This window comes from Amycolatopsis heterodermiae (genome assembly GCF_034929455.1).
GTDB lineage: Bacteria > Actinomycetota > Actinomycetes > Mycobacteriales > Pseudonocardiaceae > Amycolatopsis > Amycolatopsis heterodermiae.
Genome location: NZ_JAYFSI010000002.1, coordinates 742,739 through 759,298, shown reverse-complemented (window position 1 = coordinate 759,298; position 16,560 = coordinate 742,739). Strand labels below are relative to the sequence as shown.

General features: G+C 72.1%; 15 protein-coding genes. 7 read left to right on the top strand and 8 right to left on the bottom strand.

Annotated elements, in window-relative coordinates:
* The first annotated feature begins 9 nt into the window (after positions 1–9).
* Positions 10–2,001, top strand: a complete 1,992-nt coding sequence (locus VA596_RS13775; RefSeq protein ID WP_323326905.1) for a glycoside hydrolase family 31 protein — start codon at positions 10–12, stop codon at positions 1,999–2,001.
* 334 nt (positions 2,002–2,335) lie between these two features.
* On the opposite strand, the gene VA596_RS13770 is transcribed toward VA596_RS13775, so the two are convergent.
* The 3 genes from VA596_RS13770 to VA596_RS13760 are packed head-to-tail and all read right to left on the bottom strand — an operon-like array spanning position 2,336 to position 3,915.
* Complete coding sequence (locus VA596_RS13770; protein WP_323326903.1) at positions 2,336–2,884, bottom strand: phosphonate degradation HD-domain oxygenase; 549 nt, start codon at positions 2,882–2,884, stop codon at positions 2,336–2,338.
* Positions 2,881–3,294 (bottom strand): ester cyclase, encoded by a 414-nt coding sequence (locus VA596_RS13765; protein WP_323326901.1) that lies wholly within the window; start codon positions 3,292–3,294, stop codon positions 2,881–2,883. The genes VA596_RS13770 and VA596_RS13765 overlap by 4 nt, the downstream gene beginning before the upstream one ends.
* Before the next feature lie 30 nt (positions 3,295–3,324).
* A complete protein-coding gene (locus VA596_RS13760) occupies positions 3,325–3,915 on the bottom strand; it encodes a hypothetical protein (RefSeq protein WP_323326899.1) in 591 nt (196 codons plus the stop codon).
* Positions 3,916–4,054: 139 nt separating this feature from the next.
* Between VA596_RS13760 and VA596_RS13755 the strand changes: the two genes are divergently transcribed.
* Positions 4,055–4,186 (top strand): hypothetical protein, encoded by a 132-nt coding sequence (locus VA596_RS13755; RefSeq protein WP_323326897.1) that lies wholly within the window; start codon positions 4,055–4,057, stop codon positions 4,184–4,186.
* A 43-nt stretch (positions 4,187–4,229) separates the two neighbouring features.
* Here VA596_RS13755 and VA596_RS13750 read toward each other — a convergent pair whose 3' ends face one another.
* Positions 4,230–5,264 (bottom strand): class I SAM-dependent methyltransferase, encoded by a 1,035-nt coding sequence (locus VA596_RS13750; RefSeq protein ID WP_323326895.1) that lies wholly within the window; start codon positions 5,262–5,264, stop codon positions 4,230–4,232.
* 177 nt (positions 5,265–5,441) lie between these two features.
* On the opposite strand from VA596_RS13750, the gene ligA reads away from it, so the two are divergent.
* Complete coding sequence (ligA, locus tag VA596_RS13745) at positions 5,442–7,433, top strand: NAD-dependent DNA ligase LigA (RefSeq protein ID WP_323326893.1); 1,992 nt, start codon at positions 5,442–5,444, stop codon at positions 7,431–7,433.
* A 205-nt stretch (positions 7,434–7,638) separates the two neighbouring features.
* Here ligA and VA596_RS13740 read toward each other — a convergent pair whose 3' ends face one another.
* Complete coding sequence (locus tag VA596_RS13740; RefSeq protein ID WP_323326891.1) at positions 7,639–8,283, bottom strand: TetR/AcrR family transcriptional regulator; 645 nt, start codon at positions 8,281–8,283, stop codon at positions 7,639–7,641.
* A 91-nt stretch (positions 8,284–8,374) separates the two neighbouring features.
* On the opposite strand from VA596_RS13740, the gene VA596_RS13735 reads away from it, so the two are divergent.
* Entirely contained in the window at positions 8,375–8,968 is a 594-nt protein-coding gene (locus VA596_RS13735) for an SRPBCC family protein (RefSeq protein ID WP_323326888.1), read from the top strand.
* Positions 8,969–8,994: 26 nt separating this feature from the next.
* Complete coding sequence (locus VA596_RS13730; RefSeq protein WP_323326886.1) at positions 8,995–9,336, top strand: hypothetical protein; 342 nt, start codon at positions 8,995–8,997, stop codon at positions 9,334–9,336.
* Between the two features lie 15 nt (positions 9,337–9,351).
* Here VA596_RS13730 and VA596_RS13725 read toward each other — a convergent pair whose 3' ends face one another.
* Positions 9,352–10,065, bottom strand: coding sequence for a TetR family transcriptional regulator (locus VA596_RS13725; RefSeq protein ID WP_323326884.1), 714 nt, complete (start codon positions 10,063–10,065; stop codon positions 9,352–9,354).
* A 101-nt stretch (positions 10,066–10,166) separates the two neighbouring features.
* Between VA596_RS13725 and VA596_RS13720 the strand changes: the two genes are divergently transcribed.
* Both VA596_RS13720 and VA596_RS13715 read left to right on the top strand, forming a co-directional pair.
* Positions 10,167–10,580, top strand: coding sequence for a hypothetical protein (locus VA596_RS13720; RefSeq protein WP_323326882.1), 414 nt, complete (start codon positions 10,167–10,169; stop codon positions 10,578–10,580).
* On the top strand, positions 10,577–12,172 hold the full coding sequence (locus VA596_RS13715) for a multicopper oxidase family protein (protein WP_323326880.1): 1,596 nt from the start codon (positions 10,577–10,579) through the stop codon (positions 12,170–12,172). The genes VA596_RS13720 and VA596_RS13715 overlap by 4 nt, the downstream gene beginning before the upstream one ends.
* Positions 12,173–12,254: 82 nt before the next feature.
* On the opposite strand, the gene VA596_RS13710 is transcribed toward VA596_RS13715, so the two are convergent.
* Entirely contained in the window at positions 12,255–12,809 is a 555-nt protein-coding gene (locus VA596_RS13710; RefSeq protein ID WP_323326878.1) for a hypothetical protein, read from the bottom strand.
* 357 nt (positions 12,810–13,166) lie between these two features.
* Positions 13,167–16,502, bottom strand: coding sequence for a glycosylhydrolase-like jelly roll fold domain-containing protein (locus tag VA596_RS13705; RefSeq protein ID WP_323326876.1), 3,336 nt, complete (start codon positions 16,500–16,502; stop codon positions 13,167–13,169).
* Positions 16,503–16,560 lie beyond the last annotated feature (58 nt).

Below are 16,560 nucleotides of genomic sequence, written 5' to 3'. Positions count from 1 at the left end.
GAGGCTCGGGTGCAGTTACGGACTTCCCGGCCGGCGGTCTGCGCGGCCGTCGGGCTGGTACTCACCGGCGTCCTCGCGGCGCCCGCGGCGGCGGACCCGCTCTCGGCGGCGACGTTCTCGGTCCCGCGCCGGGGTGACGCCCCGGGTTACCAGGTGCGCGTCGACACGGCCCGCCTCGGCGTCACCGTGTCGCGAGGTGGGGAAACCCTGCTGCGCACCGCGCCGGACGCGTTCACCTTCGGCGGCGCGGTGGCGACGCGCGTGCGGTCCGTCTCGAAGCAGGGTGACACCGTGGTCGCCGAGGCCGACAGCAGCGCGGGCAAGGCCGTGACCCTGCGGCTGACCCCGCACGCGGACCGCTTCGACCTGCGCTGGTCGGTGGCCGGCGAACCGGCCGGCGACCGGGCGACGCACTTCGACCTGGCCACGTCCGGGCACTGGTACGGCGGCGGGGAGACGAGCGAGGGGAAGCCCCAGCCCTACCCGCTGTCGGCGGGCGTGGTGGACGAACCCGAGTTCTCCCCCGCCAGCTACATGATGCAGGAGCCGTACTTCACGACGTCGAAGTCGGTCGGGGTGTACGTCCGCACCGCGCAGCCGATGAAGGTCGCGCTGGCGCAAGGCCGCGCCGACCTCACGGTCACCGGCGCGTCCGAGTACTCGAGCACGGTGTTCGTCGAGTCGAGCCGCCGCGCGGTCTACGACGACTACATCGGTGAGGTCGGCAAACCGGCGAAGAGCGACGCGACCGACGCCGAGTACGCCAGTCCACTGTGGAACTCGTGGGCGCAGTACTACCGGAACATCGACCAGGACAAGGTCGTCGCGTGGGCGCGCGACCTGAAGGCCGCGAACGTCGCCGGGCACACCGTGCAGCTCGACGACAAGTGGGAGTCGAACTACGGCAACCTGACCTTCGACGCGAAGACGTTCCCGGACCCGAAGAAGCTGGTCGCCGACATCCACGGGATGGGCCAGAAGTTCGGGCTGTGGACGACGTTCTGGATCAACCTCGACTCGGCGAACTACGGCTACGCCCGCGACCACGGTTACCTGCTGCACGCCAAGGCGGACCCCGCGCAGCCGTGCACGGTGACGTGGTGGAACGGCACGGCCGGGATCATCGACCTCGGCAACCCGCAGGCGCGCGACTGGTACACCGGGAACTTGCGCAAGCTGATGGCCGACTACGGCGTCGACGGCTTCAAGTTCGACACCCGGTTCTTCGACGACAGCTGCGCCACGTCGAACGGCCTGACCCCGCAGGACTACCAGAAGCTCGGCGCGGACATGACCGACCAGTTCGACCAGCAGGGCGCCGGCATCCGGACGCACTGGGGCAACCAGCGCTACGGCTTCGTCATCCGCGCGGTCGACGCCGACACCACCTGGGACGGCCTGCGCACGTCCTTGCGCCGGGCCTCGGCGATCTCCACCGACGGCTACCCGTTCGTCGAGACCGACATGATCGGCGGCTCCGAGAGCATGCCGCCGCCGTCGCGCGAGGTCCTCGTGCGCTGGGCGCAGGCGGCGTCGCTGATGCCGCTGATGTACGCCTCGACGTCGCCGGTGTCGACCGTCGACACCACCACGGGCCAGCCGGTGACCTACCCCGCCGACACCGCGCGGCTCTACGCCGACGCCGTGCGCACGCACTCCAAGCTGGCCGGGTACATCCAGGCTCAGGTGAAGCTGGCGGTCGCGGACGGCTCGCCGATCATGCGGCCGGTGTTCTTCGACTTCCCCGCCGACCACCGCTTCGACACGATCGACGACGAGTGGCTGCTCGGCCCGGCCCTGCTGGCCGCCCCGGTGATCACGACCGGCACGACACGGGACGTGGTCCTGCCGGCGGGCCTGTGGTTCGACCCGCACACCCGTCGCATCGAGATCGGCGGCCGCACGTTGCACGGCTACCCGGCACCACTGGACACCACCCCGATGTTCGTCCGCCTCGGCGCGCCGGGGTCGGCGGCGCTGATCACCGCCCTGACCCACTAGGCGGACGGCGCTCACGCGGGATCACCCGCGTGAGCGCGCCGGGCGGCGGCGTGTCGCCAGGTGGCCGCCATGTCAGGGTCACGCCCGGCGCAGCGAAGTCCACAGTGGACACCGCCGCGCAGAGACGTGGAACCGGGTGGCGCCCCGCAGCCACCGAATGCCATGCGAGCACTGGGCTCGGAGCCGCGATTCCACGGTGATGCCACCGCGCCGAGCCGCGAACACGACTGGCGCCCCGCAGCCACCGAATGCCACGCGAGCACCAGGCTCGAAGCCACGAATCCACAGTGGACCTTGCCGCGCCGAGCCGCGGACACGGCCGCTGCTCCGGGCTTCAGCGGTTCTCGAGCAGCCGGGTCAGCAGCGGGCGGAAGTGGTCGAACCCCGGCGTCTTAGCCTCCGGATCCTTGGCTTCGTCGTCCCACCGACGCAGCGCCACCGCCTCCGCGTGGTGCGGGTTCCCTTCGAACTCGCGGGCCTCGTCCTCCGTCATCGGTCCGCCTTGGACACCCAAGGTGTGGACCGACGCCGGGGACAGCCGGGCCTGGTACCCGGGGTCGACCGCGCACAGGTAGCGCTTCGCGGCGACGTGCAGCCGTACGGGCTCGGTGACCGCCGGGCCGAACCACTGGGCCAGCCAGGCGGCACCGCTGTCGCCGTGGCGGTTGTCGGTGCCCGCCATGAGGTCGTGGCCGCTCAGGGCGCCGTGGAAGTGGCCGACGTCGTGCAGCAGCGCGGCGGCGACCAGCTCGTCGGGCGCGCCGGCGGCCTCGGCGAGGGCGCCGGCCTGGCGCATGTGCTCGGCCTGGGTGACGGCTTCGCCGAGGTAGTCTTCGGCGCCGGGGCCGTCGAAGAGCGCGGCCAGCTGGTCGATCGGGTTCACGCGGGCTCCTCCGGGATGCCGGCGGTCAGCGGCCCCAGGACGGACCAGTGCTCGGCGAACCGGCCGTCGCGCATCCGCACGAAGTCCATCACGCGGAAATCGGCGTCCTGTCCCGACGGCGGCGTGCCCAGCCACTCCCCGACGTGCCGGCCGCGGTAGATCTTGTGGGTGGCGACGACGTCGCCGGTCTCCACGCAGTGCACGATCTCGACCTCGAGGCCGGCGAACGCGGTGTGCAGCGCCCGGGTGACCGCGACGACGCCGCGGCGGTCGTCCGGCTGGCCGTTCTTCGCCGACCGGTTCCGGAAGTCGGCGTGGAGGAAGTCGTCGATCAGCTCGACCCGCCCGCCCTCGTGCACCTGCTCGACGAACGCGCGCATCCGCGCGATGTTGCCGGATTCCGCACTCACCTGGTGGCCCCCCTTCCGGGTGACCCGACCCTACAGACAGGGCGGCCGGTAGCCGTCGACGCGCAGCCCGCGGAAGTCGAGCCGGTTCGGGGTCTTGCCGACGAACACCAGGCCGCGCGCCTCGGTCAGCGCCGAGGCGAAGGAGTAGGTGGGGGTGCCCAGCTCGGGCAGCGACGTCCAGGCACGAGGCGCGAAGCTGAACCACCGCGTCACGAGCTTCCCGTGCGTCGAGGGCACGAGCGTCAGCCACTTGTCGCCGCCGCTCCAGTGCGAGGCCGGGCGCAGCTGGACGTAGAGGTCGTCGGTCGCGCTGTAGGTCAGCCGGAAGCCCGCCGACTTCGACAGGTCGGCCTGCGCCTCGAACTGGTTGCCGAGCCAGAGGACGGCCACGTGCCACTCGGCGTTCAGGAACGTCACCTTGGCCGCGTACTGCCGGCCTTCGCGCACGAGCAGGCTGCCGGTCGCCGGCACCGTCGTGCCCTCGCCGCTGGCGAGCCACTGCTGGTAGCGGTCGATCGACGGGGTCGCGCACTCGCAGGCGGACGCGCTCGCCGTTCCCGCGCCGACCAGCGACATCACCAGCACCAGGACAAGAGCGGCGAACGGGACCCGGGTACGCATTCCGGGGAAGTTAGCAAAGACCAATCAGTGTCGCGATCACGTGTTTCGCTGAGCGGGACCGTGTGGCGCGCGTCACGGAATGCCTGTCGATCTTCGGCGCTGAACAGGAGGAGAGAGCGTTCCGATCCGAGGGAGAGCCATGTCCGCCACCACCACGCCGCAGGAGGCGTCCGCCGCGCCGGTCGTGCCCGTGCTCGACGACTTCGACTTCCCGCTGACCGACGGTGCGGCCTGCCGCATCGACGACCCGGACTGCGAAGCCTGCCAGTGAGCCCGGGTGCGGGCCGCCCACTCCGGTGAGCGGCCCGCGCCGGTCAGGCCGCGGGACGCTCGACCACCACCGTGGCCATCAGGGAGTGGCCGACCCCCAGGCCCTGCTGGGACTGCTGTTCACACGCGAACAGCGCCTGCGCGAGCCGCCTCGCCTGCTCGGGTGAGCGCGGCTCCCCCGCCGACGCGAGGACGCCGTTCCAGCGTTCGGCGAAGGCGGCGAAGAACGCCTCGACCCGCGGCGGCGCCTCGGCCGCGGGCGGCTCGAACCGCAGCTGCGCCGCGCCGACGCCGGTGTCCCCGCGCGCGAGGTCGTTGAGCAGCGTGCGGTACGGCGGGATCGCCGGGTTGAACGAGCGGGTGGCGGTGTGCCGGCCGACGAGGACGGACCGGTCGGTGAAGGTCACCGCGCTCAGCCGGGCGCCGGCGGCGGTCGCGGCCTCGACGAGGGTGTCGTCGAGCGAGCGGCGGTCGTAGAAGCTCATCCGGTCCTCGACGGTCTCGTCCGCCCCCTCGAAGAAGCTCATGTTGTACGCCCAGCGCGTCTCCGGCCAGCGGGGTGTCCACTCGACCGAGTAGCGCCCGAGCACGTCGACGACCAGGACCGCGCGGTCGCGCGTCTCGACGATCCGCCGCATCAGGCCGGTGAGCACCTCGGCCGTGTCGTCGTGCGGCAGGTGGGAGTACGGCACGCCGCAGGACAGGTAGAGGTCGAAGTCGCCCGGCGGGAGCTCGGCGCGCATGTCGGCGACCTCGAACCGCGCGGGCCGGCCCGCGTGCAGTGAGCGCGCGGTGTCGACCATGCCGGGGTCGAGGTCGACCCCGAGGTAGTCGAGCCGGCCGTCGTCGATCACCGGGGCCAGGCCGCCGTGCCGCTCGGTGAGCAGCGCGAGGCCGTCCCCCGTCCCGGCGCCGATGTCGAGCACGCGCAGGGGCCGGTCCGGGACCCGGCCGACGGCGTCGCGCAGGACCCGGTGGGAGACCACCTCTTCGAGCATGGTCTTGACCGGGTCCCGGCGCTTGGGCGAGGTGTAGTGGGCTTTCGCGTCTCGGTAGGGCGTGGCGGCCGTCGTGTTCACGCCGCCTCCCGGACGCGGGCACCGTCGATCAGTACGTATGACGCGTTGCTGGTCGTGGTCTGCATAGCCGGATTCTGGCAAGGAACGACGGCACCGGTGGGTGACTTTCTCCGAGCATGCCGACTAGTCGCGGCCGGCTGCGCGTTTTCGTCGGTGGCCACAGGTAACGTCTCCGCCGTGAACGCTCGGGAACGCATCCAGGAACTCGCCGATCGGATCGTCGTGCTGCGCGACGCCTACTACCGCGGCTCGCCCACGGTGGCGGACGCGGAGTACGACGCGGTCGAAGACGAGCTGCGCGGCCTGGTCGAGGCGAACCCGGAGCTGGCGCCGGACCCGAACCCGCTGGAGCAGGTGGGCGCGCCCGCGGTGCTGCACGCGCCGATCCGCCACTCGCGCCCGATGCTGTCGCTGGAGAAGGCCACCAAGCCCGAGCAGGTCGCGGCCTTCTTCGAGCGCTTCCCCGGCCAGCCGGTGGTCGTCATGCCGAAGCTGGACGGCCTGTCGCTGGCCGTGGTCTACGAGAACGGGCGGCTGGCCCGGGCGGTCACCCGCGGCGACGGGACGACGGGTGACGACGTCACGAAGCTCGTACGCGCGCTGACCGACGGGATCCCGGCCCGCGTCGACGCGCCGGGCCGTGTCGAGGTCCGCGGCGAGGCCGTGATGCTGCGGTCCACCTTCGCCGCGTACAACACCGATCACCCGGACAAGCCGCTGATCAACCCGCGCAACGCCGCCGCCGGCACGCTGCGGGCCAAGGACCCGGCCACCGTCGCCGGGCGGAACCTGCGGTTCTTCGCCTTCGACCTCTACACCGAACCCGACAGCGCGGAAACCGACCTCGGCAGCGCGTTGCAGACGCTCGGGTTCACCGCCGCCGACATGCGGCGCTGCACCGACGCCGAGGCCGCGCAGGCGGTGATCACCACGATCGAGCAGCAGCGCAACGAACTGGACTACGACCTCGACGGCGCGGTGCTGCGGCTGGCCGACCGTGACGCGTACGCCGCCGCCGGCACCCGGTCGAGCTCACCGCGCGGCGCGCTGGCGTTCAAGTTCGCCGCCGAGGAGAAGACCACCGTGCTGTCCGATGTGGTCTGGGACGTCGGCAAGACGGGCAAGATCGCCCCGGTCGCCTGGCTGGAGCCGGTGTTCGTGGGCGGGACCACGGTCACCCGCGCGACGCTGGCCAACCAGGAGGTGATCCGCGCCCGCGGCATCAAGATCGGCGACACCGTGCTGGTGCGCCGCGCCGGGGACGTCATCCCGTTCGTCGCCGGGGTGCTGGACGCCTCGAAGCGCACGGGCGCGGAGCAGGAGATCGTGCCACCCACGGTGTGCCCGTCGTGCGGGCACCCGCTGACCGAGCAGGGCAACAGCCGGGAACTGTTCTGCACCAACGTCTCCTGCCCCGCCCAGACCGTGCGGCGGCTGATCCACTGGGCCTCGCGCGCGGCGGCGGACATCGACGCCATCGGCGGGGTCTGGATCGAACGGCTCGCCGAAACGGGGCTCCTGGAGCACCCGTCGGACTTCTACGGGCTGACCAAGGAAACCCTGCTGGAGTACGACCGCATCGGCGAGGTCTCGGCCGCGCGCATGATCGAGTCGATCGACCGGAGCCGCCAGGTCGGCCTGCGCCGCGCGCTGATCGGTCTCGCGATCCCGATGGCGTCGGAGGGCACCGCGGCGCGGCTGTGCCGAGCGGGCTTCGGATCGCTCGAGGACGTCGTGGAAGCGGGCGTCGACGGGCTCGTCGCGGTGGAGGACATCGGCCCGAAGGTCGCCAGTTCGCTGATCGAGCACCTCACCCGGCTGCGCCCGGAACTCGAGCGGCTGCGCGAAGCCGGCGTCTCGCTGGACGTGCGCGAGGAGGACCTCCCGCCGGTCGTCGCGGCGGGTGCGCCCCTGGCGGGCAAGACGGTGGTGATCACGGGCTCGATCAGCGACCCCCGCTCCGGCGAGAAGGTCCCCCGCCCCACGTTCCAGCGCCTGTGCGAGAAGGCGGGAGCGGCGATCGCGTCGTCGGTCTCGGCGTCCACGGACATGCTCATCACGGGCGCCGACGTCGGGGCCGCCAAGCTCACGAAGGCGGAGAAGTTCGAGGTCGAGGTGGTCGACCAGAGCGAAATCTGGCCCCAGCTGATCGCGGCGGGCATCGTCTAGCGCCGGCGGGCCCCTCACGACTTCGGTCCGGAGAGCCGGCCGCCCCATGCGGTGACGAGCCTCGCCGGCCGGCCCGGCAACGTGGTGGCCGCCCAGGCCGCGCGGCTGCCCCGAACCTCCGGCTATCGAGGTCTGCCGCGGCTGGTCGTGAGTGTTTAGAAGGGTTCTAACCCTCCTAAACACTCACGACCCCCAAGCCGGGCGGTCAGCTTTGCCGTAGGGACTCGAGTTCCTCGTCGATCAGCAGGGCCGGGTCGAACTTCATGCCCGCGAAGTGGCCCGCCAGCTCCAACGACAACACGCCGTGCAGGCGGGTCCAGAAGGACAGGGCGCGGTGCAGGGTCGCCGCGTCGGCCGGGTGGTCGAACGCCCACTCGCGGTGGTCCTTCAGGTGCTCGTCGAACGGGGTCGAGCCCACCGCCGGTAGGGCGCCTGCCGCGTCCAGCAGCACGGTCATCACCTCGAACGAGATCGCCGTGATGTCGTCCGGTGCGTGGTAGCCGGGGACCGGGGTGCCGTAGATGAGGAAGTACCGCTGCGGATCACTGCGACCCCAGTCCCGCACCACGTGGGCCAATTCCGCCAGGCCCGCGCCCGACGACCGGGCCTCTCGGACCGTGTCGGCGAGGCTTCGATACGCGTCGCGGATCAACGCCGTGATCAGCTCGTCGCGGCTGGCGAAGTACCGGTACAGCGCCGGGCCGCTCATGCCCACCTGCTTGGCGATCGCGTTGAGCGACAGCGCCGGCACGCCCGCCGCGGCGATCTGCTCCCACGCGTGCTGCTTGATCTCCGCGCGCACCTGCGCCCGGTAGCGCTCGCGGGGGCTCTGGCCGGCTGGATCCGTCATGAGTTAGAGGCTATCACTTTTCCTATTGACACTCACTCACGCGAAGTTATAGCTTCTAACCAACACGATGACCCATAACAAGGAGCACCCGATGCGCCTCCGTTCCGCTCTGATCGCGATCCCGCTGGCCGCCGCCGGAGTCTTCGGCGTCACCGCCGCCACCCCGGCCGAAGCCGCGACGAGCCTGACCTGCCACGGCGCGGGCATCGACCCCGCCGCCCAGCTCCACTACCGGACCGAAACCCTGGTCAAGGCCCCGCTGAGCACCGTCTGGCGGCTGCACACCGCCGTCGAGGGCTGGCCGTCCTGGCAGAGCGCCGTCGCCACGATGAAGCGGCTCGACCCCGGCCCCCTGCGGCCCGGCTCGCGGTTCCGGTGGACCACGCCGGTGCCGCCGACGCCGACGACCCCCGCGACCACCCTGGTCATCACCTCGACCGTCCAGCAGGTCACGCCGGGCCGGTGCATCCGCTGGATCGGCCCGGCGATCGGCGACGGCCTGCGCATCGACCGCGGCGTCCACGTCTGGACCTTCACCCCGGTCCGCGGCGGCGTCCTCGTCAGCACCGAGGAGAGCTGGACCGGCGAGCAGATCGAGAGCGACCCCGCCACCGCGATCAAGTACCTCGCCCCGGGCCTCGACGCCTGGCTGGCCGCCCTCAAGACCACCGCCGAAGCCTGCTGAAACCCCGCAACCACAAGGAGAATCCGATGACCACCACCGCCACCGCCCGCAAGACCTCGCTCGCCGTACTGGTCGCGGCCTGGGCCGTCCCGGTCTTCGTCGCCGGCCAGTTCGCGCTGCTCGCCGGAGTCCCCGTCATCGTCATGCTGGTCGGCACGCTGCGCGAACCCCGGCTGCGCGCCGTCCGCTGGTGGACCGCCGCGATCACCGCGGTCTACGCCGGGTCGGTCGCGTTCTGGCTGCTCGGCCCGAGTGACGCGCCGAGCCTGTCGAAGTTCCTCAGCCCGGTCGCCACCGGCGTCTTCACGGCAGTCGGCGTCGCGGCCGCCGTCGCCCACCACATCGCCCGCCGCCGCTCGGCCAAGTAACGGGAAGAGCCGGGCTCAGGCCGTGAACCGCGGGAGCGCCTCGAGCCCGGCTTCGACGAGTCCCGCCGCGCGGCCGACGTCGGCCGCGACCGCCTCTTCGACCGCCTCCGGCGTGCGGGAAACGTCCAGGTGCTGGGCCATCGACCGGAACTGGATCTGCCATAGCGCGACGAGCGCGGTCGCCAGTACCCGCGGTTCCGGGTCGTCCGGCGTGGTCCCGGACCGCTGCGCCAGCGCTTCGGCCGCGACGACGACGAGCTGTTCGGTCATCTCCAGCCGGTGCGCGCGCAGCGCCGGCGTGGTCGCGATCAGCAGGCCGAACCGCCGGGACTTCGTGACCGCCTCGGCCGGGTCGTCCTGCTCGGCGAGCCAGGACAGGACGGCGGCGCGCTCCTCCGCGAGGATCCGCAGCACCGCCTCGACCGGGGACACCCCGGGCTCGGCCAGGTCGGCCCGCAGCGCGGCCAGCGCCGTGTCCGGGTGGTCGAGGATCAGCGACTCCTTGGTCGGGAAGTAGTTGAAGACGGTCTTCTCCGACACCCCGCACGCCTCGGCGATCTCCGCCACCCGCACGGCGTCGAAGCCCCGCTCGACGAACATCTCCGTCGCGGTGTCGGACAGCTGCTGGCGCATCAGCCGCTTCTTGCGCTCGCGCAGCCCTTCGACCTCGCCTGCCTCGCCGTCGCGCCGGGCACGCAAGGCTCCCCAGTTCACCGTTCGCGGACTCATGCTCCCCAGCTTAGTGCACCGGCCTGAGATTTTCTGCTACAGTAATTTTTCAGTGACAGAAGATCACTTCGCCGAGTCCCCCCGGAGAAACGAGTCTTGTGATGGACCCTGTCCGCACCCCGATCAGCCGCGGCGCTCTCGTGCTGCTCCGGGCGGGCGCCGCCGTGGCGGCCGCCCTCGCCTGCCTGCAGCCGGTCCTGGCCGGCGCCTTCCTGCAGGGGCACTACTCGATGCTGGCCGCGCACCGGATGTCCGGCATGCTCTTCGCGCTGGCCCTGCTGCCGACGCTCCTGGCGGCCCTGGTCCTGTGGCGCGGAGGCCGCGGCCCGGGACGCCCGGCGCTGTTCGCCGCCCTCGCGCTCGTGCTCTGCGCCGCGCAGATCGTCCTGGGTTTCACCCGCGACCTGACCGTCCACGTGCCGCTCGGTGCCGTGCTGCTCTACCTCGTCGTCCGGATCGTCATGCTCTCCTGGGCGAAGCAGCCGGTGGCGCGCTACGCCGGGGTCCCGGCGTGAGCCCCGCGATGAGCCGCCGCCGGTTCCTCGGTGCCGGCACCGTGGCCCTGGCCGGCGCCGGTGCGCTCGCCGTCGCCGGGACGCCGTTCCTGCGCGAACTGTTCGCCGACGGCCAGCCCGGTCTGCTGCTGACCAGCCGGGCGCCGGTCCCGGCGGCGTTCCGCGCCGAGCTCCCGATCCCGCCGGTGCTCGCGCCCGTCCACACCGACACGACGACCGACTTCTACGAGATCGTCCAGCGGCCGGGGAAGCTGGGCATCCTGCCCGGGCTGAGCACCGAGGCGTGGACCTACCACGGCAGCTTTCCTGGCCCCACCTTGAAAACGCCCGCCGGGCGCAAGGCCGTCGTGAAGCACACCAACCAGTTGCCGCACCCGACCGTGGTGCACCTGCACGGCGGGCACACCCCCGCCGAGAGCGACGGCTACCCCACCGACCTCATCCATCCCGTCGGCGGCGAGCAGCAGGGTTCCCTGACGGGCATGGCGGCGATGTCCGGGATGGCGGGTATGGCGAAGCTCGACTCCGGCGGCGGGCAGACCAGCCGGACCTACACCTATCCCCTGGACCAGCGCGCCGCGACGCTCTGGTACCACGACCACCGCATGGGCTTCACCGCCGCCAACGTCTGGCAGGGCCTCGCCGGGTTCCACCTCGTGACGGACGACGAAGAGGCGGCTTTGCCGTTGCCGCAAGGGAAGCGGGACATCCCGCTGATGATCTGCGACCGGTCGTTCGGCGCGGACGGCTCGTTCACCTACCCCGCGCTCGCCGGCGGCCAGCAGCTGCCCGGCGTCTCGGCGGCCTACATGGACGGCGTGCTCGGCGACGTCATCCTCGTCAACGGCGCCCCGTGGCCGGTGCTGCGCGCCGACCGCGCCCGTTACCGCTTCCGGATCCTCAACGGCTCCAACGCCCGGCAGTATTCACTGGCGCTGGACCCGCAGCCGCCGGGCGGCGGCGCGCTGGTCCAGATCGGCAGCGACGGTGGCCTGCTCGCGAGCCCGCGGACGCACGACAGCATCGACGTCGCCCCCGCCGAACGCTTCGACGTCGTGATCGATTTCGCCCGTTACGCGCCGGGCACACGCGTCCGGCTGGTCAACAAGCTCGGCACCGGCGGGACGGCGGAGGTGATGTGCTTCGACGTCGGCACCGACGGCCGCGTGGCCGACGACAGCCACGTCCCGGCGAAGCTGTCGGAGATCGCGCCCCTCGACCGGGCGAGCGCGACGACGACGCGGGACTTCCTGTTCCAGAAGTCGTCCGGCGCCTGGACGATCAACGGCGCGCCGTACACCCCGGGCCGCGACCTGGCCCGCGCCCGCCTGGGCACGACGGAGGTGTGGCGCTTCACCAGCGACGTCCACCACCCGGTGCACCTGCACCTGAACCACTTCCAGGTGCTGAGCCGCAACGGACGGCCGCCGGGCCCGTACGACGCGGGCTGGAAGGACACCGTGGACGTCCGCCCGTCGGAAGCGGTGGAGGTGGCGGTGAAGTTCACCGGCTACGCGGGCCGCTACATGCTGCACTGCCACAACCTGGAGCACGAGGACATGGCGATGATGGCGGACTTCTCGACGGAGTAGCGCGCACAACGACGGCCCACCCGGGGTTTCCGGGTGGGCCGTTCCGTCATCCCGGCGAGCCGGGATGTCCGTTGTGGACGCCTCAGCCGCCGAGGATGGCGATGATCTGGTTCAGCAGGTTGACCAGCGCCTGCAGGTTGCTCAACGGGCCCGGGTCGAGCAGGCCCGCGATCGCGCACAGGAGGTTGCCCAGCAGGTTGCCGGGACCGGCGTCGGCCGTGATGTTCAGGTGCACCTGGTTCAGGTGCACGACCAGGCCGAGCAGGTTGAGATCGAGCGGCCCGAGCACCAGGTCGAGGATCTGGCACGACGCGGCGGCGACGCCGACCGGGACGGTGACGGCCTGCGAGACGGTGCCGACCTGCTGGCCGGCGGAGTCGACCATGGTCAGGTCCGCGACACCGTTGGCGAACGTGCTGGTGCCGTCAGTGGTGAAGTCGCTCGGGGTGAAAGTCCCGGTGGCCGTACCGGTTCCGCCCGACGCGTCGGTGAACGTGCCGGCGATCGGCGCGGTCAACGCGGGGACGGCAGGAGCGGCCGGCGCCGCGGAAGCCGTGCCGGCACCGGCGAAGAAAGCTACGAGACCGGTGACGAGCAGGGCGACGACCGCGGAGCGGCCGAGCTTTCCGATTCTCACTGTGTGCTCCTTTCGGAAGGGTTGTTCGACCTCCGAGGAATGCACCGAAAGCGCCCGGGGAAAACGGCCGATCGGGAACTATCCGCAGTGAGCAATCTCAACTGATCGACACCGCCGCGGACCGTAACCAATCCGGCGGCCAGTCGTCTACACCGGTTTTTTCCCTTGCCCGGCGGGTTTGCGGAGGCAGAGCGCCTGCCCACCGTCCCCAAAGGACACTGTAACACGAGCCGCGCCCCGCGCCCCCGGAAAATCGCGCTCGACCGAACGGTCTTTTGCATTCGACTGAATGCCGCACCCGTCCTTCTGGGACATTTCGAGGCCCCGTGTATCACTGTAACGTCCGAAGTGGACATGTCACCGGGGACCGGGGCCCAGTGGCACGTCGACGAGGCGGTACGGCCGCAGCGCCACCGGGCCCAGCAGGCCGGAGGCGAGCACCTCGCCTCGGGCGTTGGCGCCGGTGTTGGTGACGCGCACCCGGACCCGGTTCCGGCCTGGTCGCAGGGCCGCGGTCACGTCCACCCGGTACGGCGCCCACAGCCGGGACCCGATCCGGCGGCCGTTGACCTCGACCTCGGCCACCTCGTGGACCTCGCCGAGGTCGAGTGTCCACCGGCGACCGGGCGCCGCGGGCACGTCGAAGTTCGTTTCGTACCAAGCCGAACCGGAGTAGGCCGGATCGAGGTCGGTCCACGAGCCGAGTGGCCGGGTGCTCACCGGTGCGTCCGGACGATCGAAGTGGAAGGCCCAGTCCTCACCGGACGGAACGGCCGTCAGCGGGTCGGAAACCGTTGTCGCGCCGGAAAGAGTCCGGCTGCCCGCATGCACAGTAACGCTCACCGGGCCCGGCGCGATCACGCGCAAGGTCGCCACCCGGCCGTCGGCGCGTTCCACCGGCGCCGACGCCGCCACGGCGTGCGTGGGTTCCGGCCCGGCACCGAACACGACCAGCACCGTCGCCTTGGGTTCGAGATGCAGCACGACCGCCGTGGTGCCGGACGACGTCCGCCGCCACACCCCCGCCGGGGTCGCGGCGCCCGTGTCGGGGTCCCACACCTCGGGCACCCCGGTCGCCGGGAACATGGCGGTGAGGTCGACGGCCTCGGCGCGTTCGTTGAGCACGACGAACGCGGGACGGCCGCCGGGCTCGAGACGCAGCACGCGGACGTCGTCGTGCCGTGGTTCCAGCGACGCCGCCGCGCCACCGGCGGTCACCGCCGCGGCCGCGGCCGCCACCGGGTCGGCGGCCCGGACCGCCGAACGCGCGGTGAACAACTCGTTCAGCGCGGCCCGCAGCCCCGCGTCGTCTCCCCCGGCCTCGCGGGCCGGCGGCTCGCCGAAGAGGACCACCGTGCCCCCGCCGCGGACGAACCGGATGAGCGTCCGCACCGACCCGACCGCGAGCACCGGCGTCCGGGGCACCACGACGATGCCGTACGCCTGCTGCCCCACGACCAGCTTCGGCCCGGCCGGCCGCGCGTGCGTCACCAGCGCGGGGTCGGCGTCGAGCGCGCCCTCGTCGAGGAAGTCGAAGTCGACCTGGACGTCCTCCAGCGCGTGGGCGGTGGTGAGGAACGCGGTGTCGAGGTCGGCCATCGCCGGGGTGTCCTGTGTGGACTCGACGGCGCGTTGCGGCTGCAGCAGCGCGGTGCGGGCGCGGGCGGGCGCGCGGCACGCCTCCATCAGCCGGCCGATCCAGTCGTTGAGCGGCGCGGACACCGCCCACCACGGGTTGGCCGGCTGGAACGGCGGCGGGTAGACGATCTGGTTCTCGTCGCTGAACCGCGCGTGCAGCAGCGTGTGGTTCACCCCGCGCACGGCGAACGCCCCGACCACCTCGCGCACGAACGACGGCGTGACCGGCCAGCCGGTGCCGCCCATCGCCTCCAGGTAGACGCGCTCCAGGCCGAGCTGGTGCGCGGTGCTGGCCGGCCAGCGCGACAGCGTGCGGTGGTAACCGCGCTGGTAGTGGTCGAAGATCAGGTCGGTGCCCGGCACCTGCGCCCACTGGTTGGTCGTGTTCAGGTTGCCGGAGCTGCGCAGCTGCTCGCCCGGGCCGTACTCGTCCCACAGCGGGTTCGAGATCAGCTTCAACCCCCGCGCGGCCAGCCACTTGCCCTGGGTCCTGTAGTACGCGGCGGCGAACCGGTTGCTCACCGCGCGCCAGAAGACTCCGCGCAGCCGCAGGCCGGCGTTGCCGAGGCCGGCGTCGTGCACCGCGGTCAGCGCGATGCCCGGCGACGTCCCGAGCGCGTGCAGCTCCGCGTCCAGCGTGGGCGACCACGGGACCGTGTTGAACGGCCCGTCGGCGGAAGCGAGGTACGGCTCGTCGTCGGCGAAGCCGCGCAGGACCGCGCCCGGCGCCCACGGGAACCGGCGCACGTACTCCCCCGGCACGGCGTCGACGAACAACCGCACCGCCTCGTCGTCGAGCAGGTCGAGGTAGGCGCGGCCGGTGCCGGTGGGCTGGCTCAGGTCGCGGACGGTGAACAGGTCCAGCCGCCAGCTCCCGGCCGGCGGCGTCCACGTGCCGCCCGCACGGGCCTGCGCGGTGAGGTCCACCAGCGTGGCGGGATCCGCCGAGGACGCCGGCCGGGCCGCCGCGGCGACCAGCGGCACCCCGGTCGCGGGCAGGGCGAAGCCGTCGAGCGCGGCGGCGCTGTCGAACGTCTCTGCGTACAGCACGGCACCGGACGCATCGGTCACGGTCAGGCTGTCCCACGACGAGCGCTGGCTCGCCACCGCACGCACCCCGACCCGTCCGGTCGCGTACTCGAGGCCGTCCACCGCGGGCTGCGCGACGCCGTCCAGCGTCACGGTCAGGCTCGTCCCGCGGACCCGCACCGCCAGTTCGTGGTCCGCAGCCGGGTCGAACCCCGGGACCGGCGTACCGCCACGGGTCTGGGTGAACGCGCCGCCGGTCTGCTGCCAGATGTCCACGGCGCCGTCGCTGCGCAGGTCGGCCAGGACGCCGTCGCCCTCGTCGGCGCTGCGCACCATGAGCCCGGCGGTGGCGCTTTCGACGCGGACCTTCGCCACGACGTCGTAGTCCTGCCACCCGGCGCCGTCGCGCAGCAGCGTCACGCCGTCGCGGGCCGCGGCGTCGACCAGCAGCCGGCCGCCCGACACGGACAGGCCCCGGCTGACCAGCGGCACCGGCACCCCGCCGGGCACGGTCAGGACCTGGTGCCCCACGCCCTTGAGCCGCAGGTCGGGCCGCGGCTGGTAGACGCGGCTGCCGACCTTGCCGCCGTCGACGACCAGGCCGCCGGCGCGGCCGCTCGGGAAGTAGTCGTCGTTGAACAGCCAGAGGTGCATGCCATGGCGCTGCGCCTCGCGCAGGGTGAACTCGATGATCGTGAACCAGGCTTCGGTGAAGAACGCCGGTTGCAGCGCGGCCGTGTCGAACGGGAAGACGAGGACTTCGTGGACGCCCTTGTCGCGCAGGTCGGCCAGCCCGTCGGCCACCAGCGCCGCGGTGACGGTGCCGTTCCAGAACCACAGCACGGTGGGCCGCGAATCGGGCCGCGGGTCGGCGAACCGGCCCGCGGCGGCGCTGGTTTCCTGCCCTGCGTAGGCGAACTCCCAGCCACCGGCCGTCCCAGCGATTGCGGCCGCCGAGGCGAGCGCGAGCATCCGCCGCCGGGACAGCCGGAACTCTCCGCCGCGTACCGGGTCGTTTTCGATCACCGTTGATCCCCCGACCGTGTATTGAAACGATTCAAGACACGGCGGAAGTTACGTGACA

Bases quoted from the DNA above. Each gene is read 5' to 3' on its own strand.
- VA596_RS13760 (WP_323326899.1), bottom strand. From the start codon at position 3,915: ATGCGTACCCGGGTCCCGTTCGCCGCTCTTGTCCTGGTGCTGGTGATG.
- VA596_RS13755 (WP_323326897.1), top strand. From the start codon at position 4,055: ATGTCCGCCACCACCACGCCGCAGGAGGCGTCCGCCGCGCCGGTCGTG.
- VA596_RS13740 (WP_323326891.1), bottom strand. From the start codon at position 8,283: ATGACGGATCCAGCCGGCCAGAGCCCCCGCGAGCGCTACCGGGCGCAG.
- VA596_RS13735 (WP_323326888.1), top strand. From the start codon at position 8,375: ATGCGCCTCCGTTCCGCTCTGATCGCGATCCCGCTGGCCGCCGCCGGA.
- VA596_RS13730 (WP_323326886.1), top strand. From the start codon at position 8,995: ATGACCACCACCGCCACCGCCCGCAAGACCTCGCTCGCCGTACTGGTC.
- VA596_RS13725 (WP_323326884.1), bottom strand. From the start codon at position 10,065: ATGAGTCCGCGAACGGTGAACTGGGGAGCCTTGCGTGCCCGGCGCGAC.
- VA596_RS13720 (WP_323326882.1), top strand. From the start codon at position 10,167: ATGGACCCTGTCCGCACCCCGATCAGCCGCGGCGCTCTCGTGCTGCTC.